Source organism: Kitasatospora sp. NPDC058406, from assembly GCF_042722765.1.
GTDB lineage: Bacteria > Actinomycetota > Actinomycetes > Streptomycetales > Streptomycetaceae > Kitasatospora.
The window spans coordinates 1-17,506 of record NZ_JBHXKE010000208.1; the positions used below are offsets into that span (position 1 = coordinate 1).

Annotated in this window: 15 protein-coding genes; 3 read left to right on the forward strand and 12 right to left on the reverse strand. The window is 75.4% G+C overall.

Going from position 1 to position 17,506, the window contains the following annotated elements:
* Positions 1 to 24: 24 nt before the first annotated feature.
* On the reverse strand, positions 25 to 468 hold the full coding sequence (locus tag ACFWOG_RS31095) for a helix-turn-helix domain-containing protein (RefSeq protein ID WP_329881258.1): 444 nt from the start codon (positions 466 to 468) through the stop codon (positions 25 to 27).
* A 192-nt stretch (positions 469 to 660) separates the two neighbouring features.
* Between ACFWOG_RS31095 and ACFWOG_RS31100 the strand changes: the two genes are divergently transcribed.
* Positions 661 to 1,947: an MFS transporter gene (locus ACFWOG_RS31100; RefSeq protein WP_380362321.1), complete on the forward strand. Its 1,287-nt coding sequence runs from the start codon at positions 661 to 663 to the stop codon at positions 1,945 to 1,947.
* Here the strand turns inward: ACFWOG_RS31100 and ACFWOG_RS31105 are convergent.
* The 3 genes from ACFWOG_RS31105 to ACFWOG_RS31115 form a co-directional block, all read right to left on the reverse strand.
* Complete coding sequence (locus tag ACFWOG_RS31105; protein WP_380362322.1) at positions 1,937 to 2,923, reverse strand: endonuclease/exonuclease/phosphatase family protein; 987 nt, start codon at positions 2,921 to 2,923, stop codon at positions 1,937 to 1,939. The genes ACFWOG_RS31100 and ACFWOG_RS31105 overlap by 11 nt on opposite strands.
* Before the next feature lie 96 nt (positions 2,924 to 3,019).
* Positions 3,020 to 4,603, reverse strand: coding sequence for an LCP family protein (locus tag ACFWOG_RS31110; RefSeq protein WP_380362324.1), 1,584 nt, complete (start codon positions 4,601 to 4,603; stop codon positions 3,020 to 3,022).
* The gene (locus tag ACFWOG_RS31115; protein ID WP_380362326.1) at positions 4,596 to 5,339 is read right to left on the reverse strand and encodes a DUF6542 domain-containing protein; all 744 of its coding nucleotides are present in this window, start codon (positions 5,337 to 5,339) and stop codon (positions 4,596 to 4,598) included. Before ACFWOG_RS31115 ends, ACFWOG_RS31110 begins: the two co-directional genes overlap by 8 nt.
* A gap of 188 nt (positions 5,340 to 5,527) precedes the next feature.
* Between ACFWOG_RS31115 and ACFWOG_RS31120 the strand changes: the two genes are divergently transcribed.
* Complete coding sequence (locus tag ACFWOG_RS31120; protein WP_329951863.1) at positions 5,528 to 5,734, forward strand: antitoxin; 207 nt, start codon at positions 5,528 to 5,530, stop codon at positions 5,732 to 5,734.
* 88 nt (positions 5,735 to 5,822) lie between these two features.
* Here ACFWOG_RS31120 and galE read toward each other — a convergent pair whose 3' ends face one another.
* The 5 genes from galE to ACFWOG_RS31145 all read right to left on the reverse strand — a co-directional run bounded on the left by galE (position 5,823) and on the right by ACFWOG_RS31145 (position 12,709).
* Positions 5,823 to 6,845, reverse strand: a complete 1,023-nt coding sequence (gene galE / locus ACFWOG_RS31125; RefSeq protein WP_380362329.1) for a UDP-glucose 4-epimerase GalE — start codon at positions 6,843 to 6,845, stop codon at positions 5,823 to 5,825.
* Positions 6,846 to 6,994: 149 nt separating this feature from the next.
* Positions 6,995 to 7,657 (reverse strand): hypothetical protein, encoded by a 663-nt coding sequence (locus tag ACFWOG_RS31130; protein ID WP_380362331.1) that lies wholly within the window; start codon positions 7,655 to 7,657, stop codon positions 6,995 to 6,997.
* A 220-nt stretch (positions 7,658 to 7,877) separates the two neighbouring features.
* Complete coding sequence (locus ACFWOG_RS31135) at positions 7,878 to 10,244, reverse strand: RICIN domain-containing protein (RefSeq protein WP_380362333.1); 2,367 nt, start codon at positions 10,242 to 10,244, stop codon at positions 7,878 to 7,880.
* A 1,013-nt stretch (positions 10,245 to 11,257) separates the two neighbouring features.
* Positions 11,258 to 11,851, reverse strand: coding sequence for a hypothetical protein (locus ACFWOG_RS31140; RefSeq protein ID WP_329951867.1), 594 nt, complete (start codon positions 11,849 to 11,851; stop codon positions 11,258 to 11,260).
* A gap of 78 nt (positions 11,852 to 11,929) precedes the next feature.
* Positions 11,930 to 12,709, reverse strand: coding sequence for a sigma 54 modulation/S30EA ribosomal C-terminal domain-containing protein (locus tag ACFWOG_RS31145; protein ID WP_329951868.1), 780 nt, complete (start codon positions 12,707 to 12,709; stop codon positions 11,930 to 11,932).
* 418 nt (positions 12,710 to 13,127) lie between these two features.
* On the opposite strand from ACFWOG_RS31145, the gene ACFWOG_RS31150 reads away from it, so the two are divergent.
* Entirely contained in the window at positions 13,128 to 15,860 is a 2,733-nt protein-coding gene (locus ACFWOG_RS31150; protein WP_380362336.1) for a cytochrome P450, read from the forward strand.
* Positions 15,861 to 15,986: 126 nt separating this feature from the next.
* On the opposite strand, the gene ACFWOG_RS31155 is transcribed toward ACFWOG_RS31150, so the two are convergent.
* The 3 genes from ACFWOG_RS31155 to ACFWOG_RS31165 form a co-directional block, all read right to left on the reverse strand.
* A complete protein-coding gene (locus tag ACFWOG_RS31155) occupies positions 15,987 to 16,130 on the reverse strand; it encodes a DUF6126 family protein (protein ID WP_329881271.1) in 144 nt (47 codons plus the stop codon).
* A gap of 53 nt (positions 16,131 to 16,183) precedes the next feature.
* Positions 16,184 to 16,540: a metalloregulator ArsR/SmtB family transcription factor gene (locus ACFWOG_RS31160; protein WP_355408254.1), complete on the reverse strand. Its 357-nt coding sequence runs from the start codon at positions 16,538 to 16,540 to the stop codon at positions 16,184 to 16,186.
* A gap of 245 nt (positions 16,541 to 16,785) precedes the next feature.
* On the reverse strand, positions 16,786 to 17,256 hold the full coding sequence (locus ACFWOG_RS31165; RefSeq protein ID WP_380362339.1) for a hypothetical protein: 471 nt from the start codon (positions 17,254 to 17,256) through the stop codon (positions 16,786 to 16,788).
* Positions 17,257 to 17,506 lie beyond the last annotated feature (250 nt).

Here is a 17,506-nt window from a genome sequence, read left to right on the forward strand (position 1 = left end):
GGCGACGGCGGGCCTCGTTCCGGGCTACGGCAACAGCACCTCGGCGTCGTCCGGACCGAGCATCCGGCCGTCGGCCGCCCGGACCTCGATCGGGGCGATCGGCGCGCCGTCGACGCGGTCCACCAGCCGGGCGCGGGGCTCGTCGCTCTCGAAGAAGTACTGCTCGCCCCACTGGCGCAGCGCCGTGACGACGGGGAACAGCGCGCGCCCCTTCTCGGTGAGCACGTACTCCTGGTAGGGGCTGCCGTCGGAGGCCGGGGCCGTCTCGAAGACCCCGCCGGCGACCAGGCCGGCGAGGCGGGCGGACAGGATGTTCTTCGCCAGTCCGAGGTTCTTCTGGAACTGACCGAACCGGCTCAGCCCGTCGAAGGCGTCGCGGACGATCAGCAGCGTCCAGCCGTCGCCGACGACGTCCAGCGGCCGGGCGACCGGGCAGGACGACTCCTCGTGCGTGGTGCGCCTGGGCACGCGCGCCTCCTCTCACCTGCGGTTCCCTCCGCCCGGGGGCGGGGTTTCACCGTGCAACCCTAACGCGCGACCAGCGGATCCCCACGCGGTTGCTTATTGAAACCAGACTGTGCCAGGGTGGCGCGGTAGCAGATTGAAACCGCATGGGCCCGGCCACGTCCGGGCCCCCGCCCGCCCCCAGGAGCCGTCCACGTGGTCCCTCCCGACACCACCCGCACCACCTGCACCGCCCGCACCGCCCGCGGGACCTCCGCTCCGGCCGCTGCCGCGGCCCCCTCCGCACCCGCCCGTCGGCTCTCCCCCGCCATCGCCCTGCTGTTCTCCGTCGCCGGCGGCCTCGCCGTCGCCAACGTCTACTACTCCCAACCGCTGCTCGACCTGATCGCCGACGACCTCGGCATCGGCCGTTCCACGATCGGCCTGGTCGGCACCCTCACCCAGGTCGGCTACGCGGTCGGGCTGCTGCTGCTCGTGCCCCTCGGGGACCGCCTCGCGCCCCGGCCCCTGATCGTCGGCCAGCTCGGGCTCTCGGTCGTGGCGCTGGGTGCCGTCGCCCTCGCCCCCTCCGCGCCGCTGATGCTCCTCGCGTCCATGGCGGTCGGCGTGCTCGCCGTGGTCGCCCAGGTGGTGGTCGCCCTCGCCGCCTCGCTCGCCGACCCCGCCGACCGGGGCCGCATCGTCGGGACGGTGACCAGCGGCATCGTGATCGGCATCCTGCTCGCCCGGACCGTCGCCGGCGCCATCGGCGACCTGGCCGGCTGGCGCGCCGTGTACGTGGTGTCCGCCGTCGCCACCGGCGTCATGGCCGCCGTCCTGGCGGCCGTCGTCCCGGCCGGGCGGCGCCGCCCCGAACGGATCGGCTACCTGCAGCTGGTCGGCTCGGTCTTCACCCTGTTCGCCCAGGAGCCCGTGCTCCGGGCCCGCGCCGGGCTCGCGCTGCTGACCTTCACCGCCGTCACCGTCCTGCTCACGCCGATGGTGCTGCCCCTCGCCGCCCCGCCGTTCGACCTCAGCCACACCGAGATCGGGCTCCTCGGCCTGGCCGGCGCGGCCGGCGCACTCGGGGCGGGCCGCGCCGGGCGCCGGGCCGACCGGGGCCACGCCGAACGGACCCTGGCCATCGGGCTCACCGCGATGCTGGTCTCCTGGCTGCCGGCCGTGCTGCTGCCGCACTCGGTGTGGTGGCTGGTGCTCGCCCTGGTGGTCGTCGACTACGGCCTGCAGTCCGTGCACGTGGTCAACCAGCACCTGCTCTACCGGGTCCGGCCCGAGGCGCAGAGCCGGCTGACCGCCGGCTACATGCTGTTCTACTCGGCCGGCTGCGGCCTCGGCGCGATCGCCTCCACCCTGGTGTACGAGCACGGCGGCTGGACGGCGGTGTGCGGTCTGGGCAGCCTGATCAGCCTGCTCGCACTCGTCCACTGGTGGGTCACCACCCGGCGGCAGCCGGCGGACACCGGTGACCGCGTCAGCCCGTGACGGCCAGCTCCGCCACCACCGCCCGGTGGTCGGCGCCGCGGACGGTGTGCTCCGCCACGGACACCGCACGCAACCCGTCCCCGTGCAGGACGTGGTCGATCTGGATCACCGGCCACAGGTAGGGGAAGTCCGCGTTGGACTCCGGCCAGGTGGGCGAGCCGCCGCGACCCAGCTCGGCATGGGTGTCGGTGAGACCCGTGCCGAGCAGGTCACGCATCGGCGCGTGGTCGAGGCTCGCGTTGAAGTCGCCCAGCAGGACGGCGTTGCGGGTGGCACCGTCGGCCGCCGCCCGCAGCTCGTCGAAGTCCTCCGCCCAGCGGCCCGCGTCACCCAGCGGGTAGTACGTGTGCACCGCCGTCAGCCGGACCGTCCGGCCGCCGACCGTCACGTCGACGGCCACCTGGTCACGGGCCGCCGCCGAGGCCGCACCGTCCAGCGGGGTCAGCGGGAGCCGCGAGTAGACGGCGGTGTCCCGGCCGGGCCGCACCTCCCGGTACGGCAGCACCTCGGCGATGCCCGCCCGGTCCAGCCCGGCGGCGGCACGCGGGCCCAGCTCCTCGACCGCGAGGACGTCGACCCGCTGCTCACGGACCAGCCGGACCAGCTCGGCGGTGTCCACCTGCCCCATGTAGGCGTTGCTGGTCGCCACTCGCAACCGCGGCGCGTCGGCCGGGACCGAACCGCCGTCCGGTACGAACCTCGGGACCAGCCAGCAGAGTTGCACGGCGACGAGCAGCCCGGCGACCGCCACCGCCCACCACGAGCGCAGCGCCAGCAGCGCCCCCAGCACCACGAGCGTGCCGAGCGCCGCGTGCGGCAGGCCGACCACCACGAGCGACAGCGCCGTTCCGTCGTCCCACCCGGCCAGCCGGACCACGACCAGGCCCGCCGGCACCGCGAGTGCGGCGGCGCAGAGTCCCCTCAGCACCCGTCGTACGCGGCCCCACCGGCCCGGGCCCGGCACCGTCCGTCCCATGCGTCACTCCCGCCCCTCGACTCCGTCGGAAGACGCCCCCGGATTCCCGGCGGTTCCCGGGGTGCCCGGACGCGGAGCGCCCCGGCGCCGGGGTCCTCAGTCGACGCAGGGGATGCCACCGGCCCGCACGGCGGGGCCCTGCATGGGCGGTTCGGGGGCGGGTCCGGCGGCCGGGGTGCCCGCGGGTGCCGGTCCGGCGGACGAACCACCGGGCGCGGCGGCGGAGGTGGGGCCGGGCGTCGCGCCGGAGGTGCGGGCGAGCGTGACGACCACGTGACCGGCCGGAGCGGCGGCGGAGGCCGTGGGGGTGACGCCGTAGCGGGCCGCGACCCGCTCGGCCTCGGCCTTCGCGCCGGCGCCGTAGCCGACCGTGGTGGCCTTCGCCCGCCCGGCCGCCGGACTCCCGGCCGTCCTCCCCGCCGGGTGGCCGAGTTCGGCGAGGGCCTCGGACTCCGCCGACGCGGCGGCGGCACTCACCCCGTAGACGTCGACGGTGGCCCGTTCCTTCGCCGGCGGCGCAGGGGTCTCCGGCGCGGTCGACGTGCCGGCCGGCCCCGCGGCGGGCGCCGGGGCCGGGGGCGGCGGCTCGTGGCCGAACAGCTGCCTGACGATCCGCCTGATCTGCTCCGGGTCGACGGTGTTGACCTCCTGGCCGCCGATGTTCTTGAACCCGGTGATCGGCAGGGTGTTGAACTCGACGTTGCCACCGGTCAGGTCGGGCGCCTGCTGCGCGAAGTCCAGCAGGTTCCACCGGTCGTCGATGACCACGTCCTTCTTCACCACGTCGAACAGCCGCTGGAGCTGCCCGAGGTCACCGATGACGCCCTGCTGCTTGAGCTTGTACACGACCGAGGAGAGGAAGGCCTGCTGGCGGTGGGTCCGGTCGAGGTCGCCGTTGGTCAGGTGGTGGCGCTGCCGGACGAAGGAGAGCGCCTGCCGGGCGTCGAGCGAGCTGATGCCGGCGGGCAGCCTGAGCCCGGTGCCGCCGCCCTCGTGGTTGGCGGTCCGGGCCACGATCGGGTCGTCGACCGGGTTGTTGAGGCAGACCTGGATCGGCTCGACCGCCTTGGCGATGTCGTAGAAGCCGATCAGGTTGACCTCGGCGAAGTGGTCGATCGGGACGCCGAGGAACGCCTGCACGGTCTGGACGGTGGCCGACCGGCCCGCCTCCCGGCTCTGCCGCTCCAGCTCGGACCTGGAGAGCCCCCTGCCCCCGAGCCGCTGCTCGGCGGCCCCCTTGGCGATGCCGTACGCCTCCTTGATCTTGTGCATCCGGCCGTCCGCACCGACGGTCTGCACGTAGTCGTCGCGCGGGACGGAGAGCGCCGTCACCTTGCCGCCGTCGGCCGGTATGTGCAGGACGATCAGGGCATTGGTGTTGTACCCGCCGATCTCGCTGGACCCGGCGTGCAGTTCCTCCTCGACGAACTCCTTGGGAAGGTCGTTGCCGTCCATGTCCTTGCGGCTGTCGAGGCCGATGAGCAGCAGGTTGACGGACCTGTCGAGGCGCGGCGGCGCGTTCCTCCGCGCCTCCGCCAGCGCCCCCGACTTGACCATGCCGCCGTCCAGTTGACGGTACTCGTACCAGACGAGGCCGCTCGCGCCGAGCACGGCCGCCGAGACGGTGGCGGCGAGCGCGCGGCCGACGACGGTCAGCGGCCCGGTGCGGGGATCAGCCACGACGGTTCCTCCGGTCGGGAGTTCGGGTGCCCCGGGCCCCGGCTTCACGGGCACCCGCGCCGGAGGGCCGGGCGCCGCCGGGGCGGAGATCAGGGCGGAGATCAGGGCGCCGATCGGGGCGGGATCCGCGTCTGCGGCGCCGGTCGCGGGCGACCCGGCCGTCCGGGGCCGGGCCGGTGCGCCGGGCGCGGACCGCCCGCACGGCGAGGACCAGGAGCGCGGCCACGGCGGCCGCCCCCATCACGGGGAACGCGCCGACCACCCAGCGCACGGCCGCCGAGGCGAGCGCCTTCCCCTGGTACGCGTCCCGGTCGGCCAGGTAGGCGGTGGCCACCCGGGACGCCAGCGCCACCGGCGGCGCGGCCGTGACCACCCACCAGCCCCCGGCCCGGCCGCAGAGTGCGGCCGCCGCAGCGGCACCCAGCACGGCTCCGGCCGCGAACAGCGGACCGCCGCCCCCGCCGGCGGCCTCGGCCGCCGTCGCGCCGAGCAGCGGCAGCCCGACCGCCGCCGAGACGGCTGCGCCGGCCCGACCGCGCGGCCGGCGCGACGCCGCCCGCCGTGCCTCCCGCCGCGCGACCGCCCGGTGACCACCGCCGGTCCGATCGGCCCGGCCGTCCCGCGCGCCCGCGGTGTCCTCCACGCCCGCCGCATCCGGGCGTCGGGCCGTCCCGGCGGTGCCGCCGGAGCGCGTCCCCGCCTCCCGGTACGAGGTCCCCGCCACCTGTCCGGCCATGACCCACACCCCTTCCGCCGCGTCCGCGAGCCAACTTCTACAATCCTGTAGAACTGACCTGGAGCATACAAACCCACCCCCGCAAAGTCATCCGCACACCTCCTACCCGGTTCCCGAAACCGACGAACCGCCAGGTCAGCGGCGGCTAGGATGACCACGAACCGCGCTGAAGGAGCAGAAACGCCATCATGTTCGAGAACCTGAAGAACATCGCCGACAAGGCCACCGACCTCGCCCGCGAGCACAGCGGTGCCATCGGCCAGGGCCTGGACAAGGTCGCCGACGTCATCGACGGGAAGACCGACGGGAAGTACAGCGACAAGATCGACACCGCCACCGGCAAGGCCAAGGACTTCATCCGCGGTCTCGACGAGTCCAGGAAGCCCGCGGAGTAGGGCCGTCGCGCACGGGCCGTCGCGCACGGGCCGTGCGTGACGGCCACCGGGCCGGGACCTCTGCCGCGAGGTCCCGGCCCGGACCGCGTCAGGCGGAGGCGGAGGCCGTCCTGGCGATCCACACGGCACGCCAGGCGAGCGCGTCCGCGACGCCCTCGGCGATGGTCCGGCGCGGCTCCCAGCCGAGGAGTTCGCGCGCCACCGTCACGTCGCTGTAGCAGCCGAGCACGTCACCGGGGCGCGGATCGGCCTCGCGGACGTCCAGTTCGGCGCCCACGGCCTGCTCGAAGGCGGTGACCAGCTCCCGGACGGTGGTGCCGTCGCCGGTCCCGACGTTGATGACGCGGTACCGGTCGGTGGCGGCGGGCTTGATCACCTCGTCGAAGCGGGTGAGCGCCGCGACGTGGGCCTCGGCGACGTCCTGGACGTGGATGTAGTCGCGGATGCCGGAACCGTCCCGGGTGTCCCACTCCACACCGGTGATGGTGAACGGGATGCCGGCGGTGTGGGCCTCGATCAGCTTGCCGAGCGCGTGGCTCGGGTGGAGGTCCTGGAGGCCGGTGCGCAGTTGCGGGTCCGCGCCGACCGGGTTGAAGTAGCGCAGCGCGATGACCCGCAGCTCCTCGGCGCCCGCGCCGCGCGTCCAGTCCTGGAGGACCTGCTCCATCATCTGCTTGGTCCGCGCGTAGGGGCTGCTCGCGTCGACCGGACAGCCCTCGTCGACCCGGCCGTCCGGGGTCGGCGCGTAGATCGAGGCGGAGCTGCTGAACACCACCCGGGTACAGCCGTTGCGCTGGAGCGACTCCAGCAGCTCCACGGTCTTGCCCACGTTCTCGCGGTAGTAGAAGAGCGGCCTGGCGACCGACTCGGGGACGACGATGCGGGCGGCGCAGTGCACGACGGCGTCGATCTCGGGGTGGTCGGCGAAGATCCGGTCGACCAGCTCCGGATCGGCGATGTCGCCCCGGTAGAACACCCGGCCCTCGACGAACTCCGCCCTCCCCTTGGAGAGGTCGTCGAGTACGACCGGCGTGATTCCCCGGTCGAGCAGGGCGGACGCGACGGTGCTGCCGATGTAGCCCGCACCGCCGGTGATCAGGACCTTCCGCATGGTCGAACGCTCCCTGACTTCCGTTCGGACACCCCGTCGGCGCCCGATGGAAGTGGGGACGGCCCGTTCGCGCCCGGTGGTTCCCTCGCCCGCGCGGTCGCTGCCGCGGTGCGGGTCCGGCCCGTCGGCCACCGGACGCGACGGCCGGCTCAGGAACGCCGGGCGCGGCGGCGGAGCCGGAAGCCGGTCGCGACCAGGACGACGGCCGCGGCGGCGGTGCCGACGGCGGCCCAGGTCGCGGCGTCGGAGGCTCCGGCGGCGTCCGCGGCGTCCGCGGGGTTCGCCGCGTCGCGGCGCTCGGGCAGGACGGCGGACGTGACCGGCGTGGCGCTCGCGGGCGGCGCGCTCGCGGGCGGGGCGGGGGCGGTGGCGGCCGTGGGTGCGGTGGTGGGCGCGGCCGTGGGTGAACTGGTGGGGACCGGCAGGGTCGGGTCGGAGATCACCGCCGCCTCGACGTCGAGTTCGCGCTCGCCGTGCCCCAGCGAGGGGAAGGCGCAGTCCACGGTGATCCGCCAGTGCCCGGCCGGCAGCAACTCCCGTGTGGTGTAGGCACCGGGGCGGCCGGGGACGGCGACCAGCCGCCACGGTCCGGCGGTCCGCCCGTCGGCGGACGTCGCGGAGAGCGTTCCGGCGAACTCCTCGGTGACCGGGTCGTGGTCGTTCTCCCAGGTCGCCACGGCGGTGACGTGCCCGCCCTCCTGCCCGGCGACCTCCAGGTGAACGGTGTCGCCGTGGGCGGCGGCGGGGACGGCGGCGGGAGCGAGCACGGCCGCCGCGGCGAGGGCGGCGGCGGCGAACGGACGGGTACGCATGGCAGGTTCCTCGTGGGGGACGGCCCGGGTCCGGCCGCCGCCGTACTGGTGGCGACCGGACCCGGGGCGGGTGGGGCGGGGCGGAACCGGCGGGACCGGCCGCCGGGGGACGGCTCCCGGGGAGCGGCACCTCCGTCGGGACGGCCGTCCCGGTGGGGGCCGGAGCGCCTCGGAAGGCCCGCCGCTCGGGAGGCCCGCCCCGTCGGAGAGGCCGGCTCCGTCAGGAGGCCTTCTGCAGCGCCCAGGACTGGTAAGCCTGGCCGTTCGGCTTCTGCAGTTCCAGCAGCCAACCGCCGTAGTACCAGCGGTTGCTGACACCGAGGACCAGCGTGGAGCCCTCGGCGCTCAGGGTGAACCCGCCGCCCGACGGGGTGAACCGCCACTTCTGGCCCGCCGTGTCCGAGCAGGCCCGCTGCGCGAGGTACTGCCCGGCCACCGGGTCCCCGCCGAGCTGCAGGCACTTGTCGGAGCGGGCGGACTTGATCCGCAGCGCGCCGGAGCCCGCGTCCTCGAAGGTCCACTTCTGGTTGGCGTAGCCCGTGCGCTGGTAGGCGATGGCCACGGTGCCGTCGTTGAGCGAGCTGCCCCACAGGTCGGCGGCCTGACCGGTGAGCCCGTTCACCATCGTGTAGCGGGTGCCCGGCTGCGGCCGCCCGGCGTCGGCCGGGGTGCGGAAGGTGGCCGGGCGGCCGGGCTTGGAGACCGTGCCGCCGGCGTCCCGCACGGCCACCGCGACGGTGTACGAGGTACCGGGCGCGAGCCGGACCAGGCCGACCGCGGTGGAGCGGACGGTGCCGAGCGTCCGGCCGTCGAGCAGCACGTCGTAGCCGCTCGCGGAGGCCACCGCGGACCAGCTCACCATGACGGAGGACTGGGTGATCTGACTGATCGTCACATCAGGGCCGGTGGTACCGGCGGTGGGTGACGCGGTCGCGGTCGGGGTCGCCGTACCGGTCGGGGACGGGCTGCCGGTCGCGGTCGGCGAGGGGCTCCCGGTGGTGGTGGCCGTCGGGGTCGGCGTCGGGCCGCCGGTCGGGCTCGCGGTCGGTGAGCCGGTGGGGCTCGGCGAACCCGTCGGGGTGCCGGTCGGCGAGCCCGTCGGCGTGCCGGTGGGCGTGCCGGTCGGGGACGGGCTGCGGGTGGGCGAGGCCGTCGAGGTGGGCGAGGCGGTCGGGGTCGGCGTGCGGGTCGGCGTCGGTCCGGGGTCCGGGTTCGGACCGGTGGAACCGCCGGCGATCAGGAAGCGGTTGCTGGCGACGTTCCAGTGCGTGGCGAGGTAGCTGCCTGCCGCCGGGCTGGTGTGGTAGTAGTCGTCGTGCCGGCAGTCCAGCCGCATGTCACTGGCGTTGTCCGGGCAGACCGTGCGCATCGCCGGGTAGTACGGGGTGTCCGAGTAGCACATCAGGTCCCACTCGTCGACGCAGTGGCCGCCCTTGCTGGAGTTGGGTGCGCTGTTGCTCACCGCGCCCAGGTTGTGGCCGAGTTCGTGCGCCGCGGTGTGACCGCCCCAGCAGCCGGCGTCGGTCCGGCCGTACGAGGGGCCGAAGTTGCTCAGGTTGTCCTGGCCCGGCCGCTCGTCGCCCGCGAAGGTGCCGATCCCGCAGTAGACCTTCGCGTCGGCGAAGATCATGTACTTGCGGTCCTTGCGGTTGAGCCCCTGGGCGGTGAGCGCGCGGTTGCTGGTGTTGAAGTCCGCCATCTCGGCGTCGGAGATCTGCACGTTCAACACCGAGGCGGAGCAGTCGGGTTCGGTGACGAACCGGACGTGCCGGACACCGCCGGTCTCCTGGGCGCTCGCGTTGTAGATGACGTCGACGTCGGCGGCCCACTTCTTGAAGGAGGCCAGGTACTGCGCGAAGCGGTCGCTGCCCGGCGTGTGGACGTACACCACCTGCACGCGGTTCCCGGCGCTGCCGTCGCCCTCGCACACCACGGCGGAGGCGGCGCCGGCCGCGGGCGTGCCGGCCGCACCCGAGCCGCCGGCCGCGGCCGGATCACCCAGCAGCGCCTTCTGCGCGGCGTCGAGGACCGGCGTCGCGCCCTTCAGGAGGTCGGCCGCCGCGGGCGGTTGCGCATCGGGGGCGGGAGTCAGCACCGGCGCCTGGGCAACGGCGGCGGCCACCGGCGGAACGTCCTTGCGGATGTCCACGTCCTTCGGCGGGGCGTCCGGGCCGTGGCTGCAGAGGTCGCCGCCGGACACCTCCAGCGAGCCGGCGCAGCGGTCGCCGCCGGGCAGGGCCAGACCCGCGTAGACCAGGCCTCGCTCCGGCTGGTCCTTGGGTATCTCCTTCAACGGCGCGGCCTTCTGCTCGCGCTTCGGGCCGGGCGCCCGGGTGGCCCCCTCGGCGGTGCCGGTCTCGCCCGGATCCCCGTCCCCGGCGACGGCTCCGACCGCGGCCGCCTCCGCCCGGTCGGCCGAACCGGCCACCGCCACGGCGGTGTCACGGACGACCTCCGGCTCCATCGCCGTCCGGATGCCCAGCACACCCGCGACCAGGCCGGCCGTGACCGCCACGGCCACCAGTACCGTCCGCTTCCCCGCCCGCGTCCGCCGTCGACGGCGGAGCTCCGTACTCCGGTGCCCCATCGCGTGTCTCCTCTCCTCGTGCGTCGACCCGGCCGACCGCGTGGGGCGGCGGCCCGGGCCTTCCGACACTCCGGAGACCGGAACGGGCGGAGGCGATAACAGAAACCTCCTTTCGAAATTCGCGCGGGCGGTCGACACCGGCCCTCCCGTGCGCGACCCGTGAGGAACCGGAGGAGGACGCGGGTGGGGAGCGGGTGGGGAGCGGGTCCGGCGCCGCGGTCGGCGCGTGCGGCCTGCCGGATCGACGGGCCGTCCGATCCTCCGCCCGGCGGTGCGACCGGTCGACGGTGCGGTGTCGCAGCCCTGCCGGAGTCGCCCCGCACCGCCGACCGTCCGACGGTGCGTCCGCCGGGGCAGCCTCGCCGGCGGGGCGGAAGGCAGAGCCCAAGGACAGGGCGAAGGACAGGGCGGAAGGCCGAGCGGCCGCCGATCGAGGGGGGCTCTCGTGGGGCGCGGGAGGTGAACACGGCGCACGGCGATGCCGGGGAGCGCACTCGGGGGGTATGCGCTCCCCGGCGCGGGGAGGTGGCGGCCACCCCTGCCGGTCGTCCGCGGGCCTCGGACTCCGGCTGCCGTGACCGGAATGCTAGACCCGCCCGGGGTCCGTGGCCAGAGCCCTGACCAGCAAATTTCCCGCCCAGGACATGCCACTTGATCAGCTCGCACCACCCCGGCACGCCGCCTTGCCGGCCCGCCACCGGGCGACCGCCCGGCGAAACCCGCGCGAACGGGGCGCGACCGTCACCGACGGTTCCCCGGTCGGCCACAATCGGCCGGATCCGACCGGTCGGCCGGTCGGATGTCCGGCGCCGACGCCACACCCGGCCGCCCACCCGACCGCACACCCGACCGCACACCCGGCCGCCCGCCCGACCACACGTCCGGCTCCGCACGCGGCTCCCCGGCGCACCCGGTCACCCGTCCGGCCGCACCCGGCGGAGCGCACCGCGGGCCGCCGGGCACCGGCCCGCGCCGCCGTGGACCGACCTGGACCGCCCCGGACCGACGTGGACTCAGGCGGCCACGCCGAGCCGCTGCGCCGCGTACCCGGGGACGCCCTGGCGGTGCAGGGTGGCGAGGCTCGCGGCGAGCCGCACCGGATCGCCGGCCAGCCAGAGCCGGAGCGCGGCGCCCAGCGCCCCACTGGCCGGGCCCACCCGCAGCCCGCTGACCAGGGTGACCCGCTCGCCGACCAGCGGGAGCAGATCGGCGACGGGGCCCGGCAGCCAGAGCGTGACCGCACAGGGAGCGGGCCGGGAGAGCAGCCGCAGCAGGCCCGGAACCGCCGCCTCCCCGGGCAGGCCGGGAGGGACGGGCAGAGCGGTCGAGGATCTGGAAGCCGTCGCGCCCGCCCGCGCGTTCGCCCCGGGCAGACCGGGCAGACCGGGCGAAACAGGCGGAACGGGGAGGCCGGGCCGCACGGGAGCCACCGGGAGGCCCGGCAGGGAGCACGGGACGGAACGGGCGTGCAGGCTCGGGATGACGTCGAGCAGTCCGTCCACCACGACGTCCGACACGTCGGTGCCGTGACCTCGCGCCAGGGCACGCAGCAGGGCCCGCTCGGCCGCCGTGATCCGGACGGTCAGCATGACTTCTTCGCAGTCCATGGTCCCAGTTCCCGTCTTGAGCTCGTGGGTGCTCTTCGGTCGTGTCCCGGTCAGCCGTTGTCGATCACTACCTGCCCGTCAACGAGCCTCCGCTACCGGCGTGATCAAGCCATAGTGGCCGTCGTAGCGGCGGTACAGTACCCGGCCGCGACCGTCCCCGGGATCAGTGTGGAAGACGAAAGGCCAGCACGTGAGCCAGAGTTGACGGGCGGCCTCGGGCAGGTCGAGCCGTGGCGCCGGGTGCGGGCTCTCCGTCAGCGGCAGCCCGGAGCCGCCGAGCCGCACGGTCGAGTGGGCCCGGACGAGCCGGAATCCGCCGTCGACGGGGCGGCGGTGGACCATGCTGTCCTGCCCCGTGAGCACGTCGGAGAAGAGGTGGAAGCGATAGTCCAGGGCGAGCATCTCGCGGACCGCCTGCTCGGGCGTGCGGCCGGCGAGCGGAACCGACTTCCGCCGGACGATCCGCCGTTCGGCCGGCGGGCGCGACGCGTACTGGGGGCGGTAACTGCTCTCGTGCTCCGCGGCGAGCCCGATCCGCCCCTGTTCGCGCAGCCGCACGGCCCGGCCGGCGAGCGTGCCGAGCGCCAGGTCGACCGCCTCCCGCACCGTCACGGCGGCGAGCTCCACCCGGACCCGGCCCACGTCGGCCAGCTCCACCGAGGCCTGGGCGACGGCGGGCCTGGTCACCGAACGGCCGCCCGGCCGGGCGAGCCGGAGACGCGTGCGGTGCGCGTCCGGTCCGAGGTCCGCGAGCAGCGCCAGCGACCGCGCCCGCGCGTACTCGGCGTCCTCGCGCGGCAGTTCGCCGCGGATCTCCACGCGGACGTCGAGGGCCGGCCGGTGACGCAGACGGTTCATCAGGGATCCTCCTTGGCTCCGCACCATGCTGGACCTGCGCACCCCCTCTCGCCGAGGGCCGAAAGGCCCTGCCAGCGGGGCAGGGCGGCCCGGGCCCGGCAGGCCCGTCGGACCGGGCCGGAAGCGGGCTCCGGACCGGTCCGGGCGGGCGCCCGCCGACCTTCCGCCGCCACGCCGGCACTCCACCGATGGAGTGATCCGGGCGAATACGGCGCAACGCTCGCGGGACCGGCGCGTTTCCTATGGCGTGCGCCCTCTCGCAGCGGCGCGCGCGGGGGCCCGCGCCGATGACCCCCGGATCACGGCTGTCGCGGTGGCGGCTCCGGTGGTACCGCAGCGCCGGGCCGGCACTCCGGGCCGGCACCTCGGTCGGTCGCGCCGGTCCGTCCCGCCGGTCCAACTGGTGAGAGGTGATGTCATGATCCTGATGAACGAAACCCACAGACCGCCCGCCCCGCCCAGAACGTCCCCACCGGGAACCCGGCCCGTCGTTCCGCCGCTCGCACCCGGCGCGCTGCCCGGCCTGGGCCACGCACCCGCGCTGCTGCGCGACCCGCTCGGCTTCCTCGGCTCGCTCGCCCGGTACGGCGACGTCGTCCGGATCCGCCTCGGCCCGCGCACCGTCTGCGTCGTCACCGACGCCGGGCTGGTCCACACCCTCCTGGTGGCGCTCGCCCACGACTGCCCGCGCGGCGCCGTCCAGGACACCCTCAAGACGGCGTTCGGCGACGGCCTGCTGATGTCCGAGGGGCGCGCCCACCGCGACCGCCGCCGGATGATCCAGCCCGCCTTCGGCCCGGACCGGATGGGCGAGTACCTCGCGGTGATGCACCAGGTCACCGAGGAGCGGGCGGGGCGCTGGCGGCCCGGGCAGGTCCTCGACGTGGCCAAGGAGATGAACCACCTCGCACTGGAGATCGTCACCCGCGCGCTGTTCGACGCCCGGCTCAGCGAGGACGCCACGCTGGCCTTCCACCGGGCCCTGCCCGACATGGTGAAGGGTCAGATCGTCCAGTCGCTCTACCCGCACCCGGCGCTGGCGCGGCTGCCGCTGCCGGTCAACCGGCGTTTCGAGGCCGCCGTCCGGGTCCTCAACCAGGTGGTCGACCAGGCGATCGGCCAGGTTCCCGACACGGCGGCCGGCCGCGCGGGCTGTCCGGTCGGCCTTACCGCCGGAGGGCGCCAGACCCTGCCCGCGCTGCTGCGCGCCGCCACCGACCCGGCCACCGGGCGACCGCTCACCGAGGCGGACGTGCGGTCCGAGGCGATCACCATGTTCGGCGCCGGCACGGAGACCGTCTCCACCACGCTCACCTGGCTGATCGACGAGCTGGTGCGGCACCCCCGGGTCGAGGCCCGCGTCCTCGCCGAGCTGGACGAGCACCTGCCGGCCGGCACCGCCCCCACCCCGGAGGCGCTCGCCCGGCTCCGCTACACCCGCGCGGTCACCCAGGAGGTGGTGCGGCTGCACGCGCCCAACGCGTTCCTGATGCGCACCGCGCGGGTGCCCGTCGAGCTGGGCCCCTACCGGATCCCGGCCGGCACCGAGCTCCTGTACAGCCTCACCGCACTCCACCGCGACCCGGCGCTCTACCCGGAACCCCTGGCCTTCCGGCCCGGACGTCACGAGGACGGCGGCACCGGCCCGGGCGGGCCGGCCGCACGCCAGGCGTTCGTGCCGTTCGGCGCGGGCAAGCACAAGTGCATCGGCGAGGCCTTCGCCTGGGCGGAGCTGACCGTGGCCGCCGCCGCGATCCTCCGCCGCTGGCGGCCCACGGCCGTCACGGGGTCCCGAGCCCGCGAGGTGGTCTGGACCACCGTCCAGGCCCAGGGGCTCCGCGTCCGGCTCGCCCCGCGCGGCGGCGCCGCCCCGCACACCCCGGGCACCCACCGCACGCCCCCGGCCCGCGAGAAGACGCCCGGCCGGTGTCACCTCCCCGGCAAGGGCAAGGGCCCGCGGGCAGGCGCCGGGGCAGGAGCGGGCACAGGGACGGGTCGGCGGCCGGGAGGATCCGGCGCGGACCGGCCCGCTCCCGCCGCCGACCCGGTCGCGGGCACCCGCCGCACCGCCCCCGCCCGCACCGCATCCGCCCGTACCGCATCAGCCCGCACCACGCCCGTCCGCTCCACGCCCACCGCTACCGCGTCCGTCCTGACCGTCGCCACCCCGGCCACCACCGTCCCCCGGCCCGCCCCGCCGGTGCGCCCCGGGCCGTCGCCCACCGCCGCGGCGACGCCCCCCGCCCCCCGCACCCCCGGCGAACTGCGCGCCGCCGCTGCCCGCCACACCGGCTGGACCCTCGCCCACGGCCTGCTGACCCCGCCCGACCTCCGCCGCTACCAGACCTACGCGCTCCCGGAGCTGATCGGCCACTCCTACCCCCGGGCCAGGGGTGCCGAACTGGACCTGCTGGTCGACGTCCTCGGTTGGTTCACCATCCTGGACGACCGCTTCGACGGCCCGCCGGGGCGCCGTCCCGCCGAGGCCCGTGCCATCGTCGGCCCGCTGCTCGGCGTCCTGGAGGGCGGCCCCGCGCCCGCCGGCCTCCCGCAGCCCCCGCTGCTCGGCGCCTGGCGGGAGCTGTGGCGGCGTCAGGCCGCCCCCATGTCGCCGGCCTGGCGCGACCGCGCCGCCGCCGAGTGGCGGGCCTGCCTGGAGACCTTCCTCGCCGAGACCGCCCACCGGGCCGCCCGCACCGTCCCCGATCTCGCCGAGACCGTGCGCCTGCGCCGCCATGCCAGCTGCCTCTACCCGTTCATGGGCATACTGGAGCGTGTCCACGGCGCCGAGGCGCCCGCCGGGCTGCTCGCCGAGCCCGAACTCCACCGCCTGCGCGCGAACACCGCCGACATCGCGACGCTGATCAACGACCTGTACTCGGCGGACCGCGAGGAGCGCCAGAACTCCGCCGCGTTCAACACCGTGCTCACCCTGCAACGGGTCCGCGGCTGCACCCGCAGCCGGGCCGCCGCCGCGGTCCGCGCCCGGATCGACCGGCTGACCACCGAGAGCGAGAACCTGCGCCGCAGGCTGCTGCGCCGCCATCCGGCCGGTCACTGGTACCTGGACGGCACCCGGGAGCTGGTCGAGGGCGTCTACGCCTGGACCAGCACCAGCCGCCGCTACGGCGGGGAGGGCGGCAGCCGGTGACACCCGGCGGCGGCCGGCCGGCGACCCCGCGGGTTCAGCACCCGCCGCGGGGCCGGCACCGGCCGCCGCCGACCGGTGCTCCCACCCGCCGGCCCGCTGCCGCCGCCGCGCGCGAGGGTCCCGGGGTCACTTCCGGTCGCCGAGCGCGAACAGCAGGAGCACGAAGCCCGCGAAGAGGTGGGTGGCGAAGATGTAGATGCCCGCGCGGATCAGCATGGCCCTGCGCCGCGCCCTCTCCTCGGCGGTGCCGTCTCCGGTGCGCTCGCTCATGGCCGGGTCCTCCTTCGGTCGGGCGGGCCGGTCGGGCCGCGCGGACCCGCCGCTCATCCGTTCCTCCCCGGTGTGGCACGGGACTCGGGCGCCCGCAGCTCGGTGAGCAGCGCACCCTGGTCGGTGATCAGTTCGGTGAGGATGCGCCGGGCGGCCCGCAGCAGCTCGGCGACGTCCGGGGTGCTCAGCGCGTAGAGCACGGTGTTGCCCTCGCGGGTGGCCGTGACCAGCTGGGTCCGGCGCAGCACCGCGAGCTGCTGGGAGAGGTTCGACGGCTCGACCTCGATCTCGGTCAGCAGCTCGCGCACCGGGCGCGGGCCGTCCTGGAGCAGCTCCAGGACGCGGATCCGGACCGGGTGCCCGAGGGTCCGGAAGAACTCGGCCTTGGCCTGGTACAGCGGGACCGGCATCGTCCGCTCTCCCCGCGGGTCGGTGGGTGGTTCGCCCACCGGCGGCCCGGGGCCGGGGCGGGCGCGGGCCGGGGCGGCCCGAAGCATCATCCTCGCAGATGAAGAATTCTTCAAGCCGTCATGACGTCCCACCGGGAACGGGCGACCGGGCGACCGGCAGAGCGACCGGAGCCGCCGGAACGGGAGGGAACGGGACGGGCCCGGGGTCCGCCGACCCCGGGCCCGCACCTGTCGCTACCGCCCGATCAACAGGGCACCACGACGTCGAGGGTCACCGGGGACGGGCCCCACGGGTAACCGGCCACACTGAAGCTGCCGTGCACCGTGGACCCGCACGGCACGGTGCCGCCGACCCCGGTGACCTTCACCGTGCTGGCGGTGAAGCGGGTGTAGCCGCTGACCGAGCCGAGCGAGGCGCCGCCCACGATCTGGCCGGAGAGGCCGGTGATCAGGTCACGGGTCTCCAGCGGCGGGCCGCCCGGGCTCGGCGGGCCGGCCAGGGAGATCCGGCCGTACAGCTGCACGTCGGCGCCGGTCACGTCGGCGCAGACGGCGGTCCACACACCGGCCTGCAGGCCGCCGTAGCCGCAGGTGGTGACCGTGGTGGTGGTGGTCGTGGCGCTGCTCTGCGCCGCGCCCGCCTGGGTCGGGACCGCCAGCAGGGCCGCAGCGCCGGCGGCACCGGCCGCTACCCGGGTGAGTCGGTTCATCCGCATAGTTCCGCTCCTCCTCAATTCGTCAGTCTCTGCACCGCAGAGCACTTCATGTGCCACATGTGACATTTCACATGTGGCATGCGGCAACCCTGACACAGGATTCGAATGCGCCGTAGCCCTTCAGACCCGAAGATCACCTTTCAGACCGGAAACCGGCCTTCGATGGCGCGATCACGGCTCGATCTCGGACGTCACACCCCACCCCGCAACCTCGGGCGTCACACCCGGGCCGGCCGGCAGGGCGCGGTGC

Coding starts and splice junctions, on each gene's coding strand:
- ACFWOG_RS31120 (WP_329951863.1), top strand. CDS start 5,528: ATGTTCGAGAACCTGAAGAACATCGCCGACAAGGCCACCGACCTCGCC.
- ACFWOG_RS31130 (WP_380362331.1), bottom strand. CDS start 7,657: ATGCGTACCCGTCCGTTCGCCGCCGCCGCCCTCGCCGCGGCGGCCGTG.
- ACFWOG_RS31150 (WP_380362336.1), top strand. CDS start 13,128: ATGATCCTGATGAACGAAACCCACAGACCGCCCGCCCCGCCCAGAACG.
- ACFWOG_RS31135 (WP_380362333.1), bottom strand. CDS start 10,244: ATGGGGCACCGGAGTACGGAGCTCCGCCGTCGACGGCGGACGCGGGCG.
- ACFWOG_RS31145 (WP_329951868.1), bottom strand. CDS start 12,709: ATGAACCGTCTGCGTCACCGGCCGGCCCTCGACGTCCGCGTGGAGATC.
- galE (WP_380362329.1), bottom strand. CDS start 6,845: ATGCGGAAGGTCCTGATCACCGGCGGTGCGGGCTACATCGGCAGCACC.
- ACFWOG_RS31165 (WP_380362339.1), bottom strand. CDS start 17,256: ATGCGGATGAACCGACTCACCCGGGTAGCGGCCGGTGCCGCCGGCGCT.
- ACFWOG_RS31115 (WP_380362326.1), bottom strand. CDS start 5,339: ATGGCCGGACAGGTGGCGGGGACCTCGTACCGGGAGGCGGGGACGCGC.
- ACFWOG_RS31160 (WP_355408254.1), bottom strand. CDS start 16,540: ATGCCGGTCCCGCTGTACCAGGCCAAGGCCGAGTTCTTCCGGACCCTC.
- ACFWOG_RS31155 (WP_329881271.1), bottom strand. CDS start 16,130: ATGAGCGAGCGCACCGGAGACGGCACCGCCGAGGAGAGGGCGCGGCGC.
- ACFWOG_RS31140 (WP_329951867.1), bottom strand. CDS start 11,851: ATGGACTGCGAAGAAGTCATGCTGACCGTCCGGATCACGGCGGCCGAG.
- ACFWOG_RS31105 (WP_380362322.1), bottom strand. CDS start 2,923: ATGGGACGGACGGTGCCGGGCCCGGGCCGGTGGGGCCGCGTACGACGG.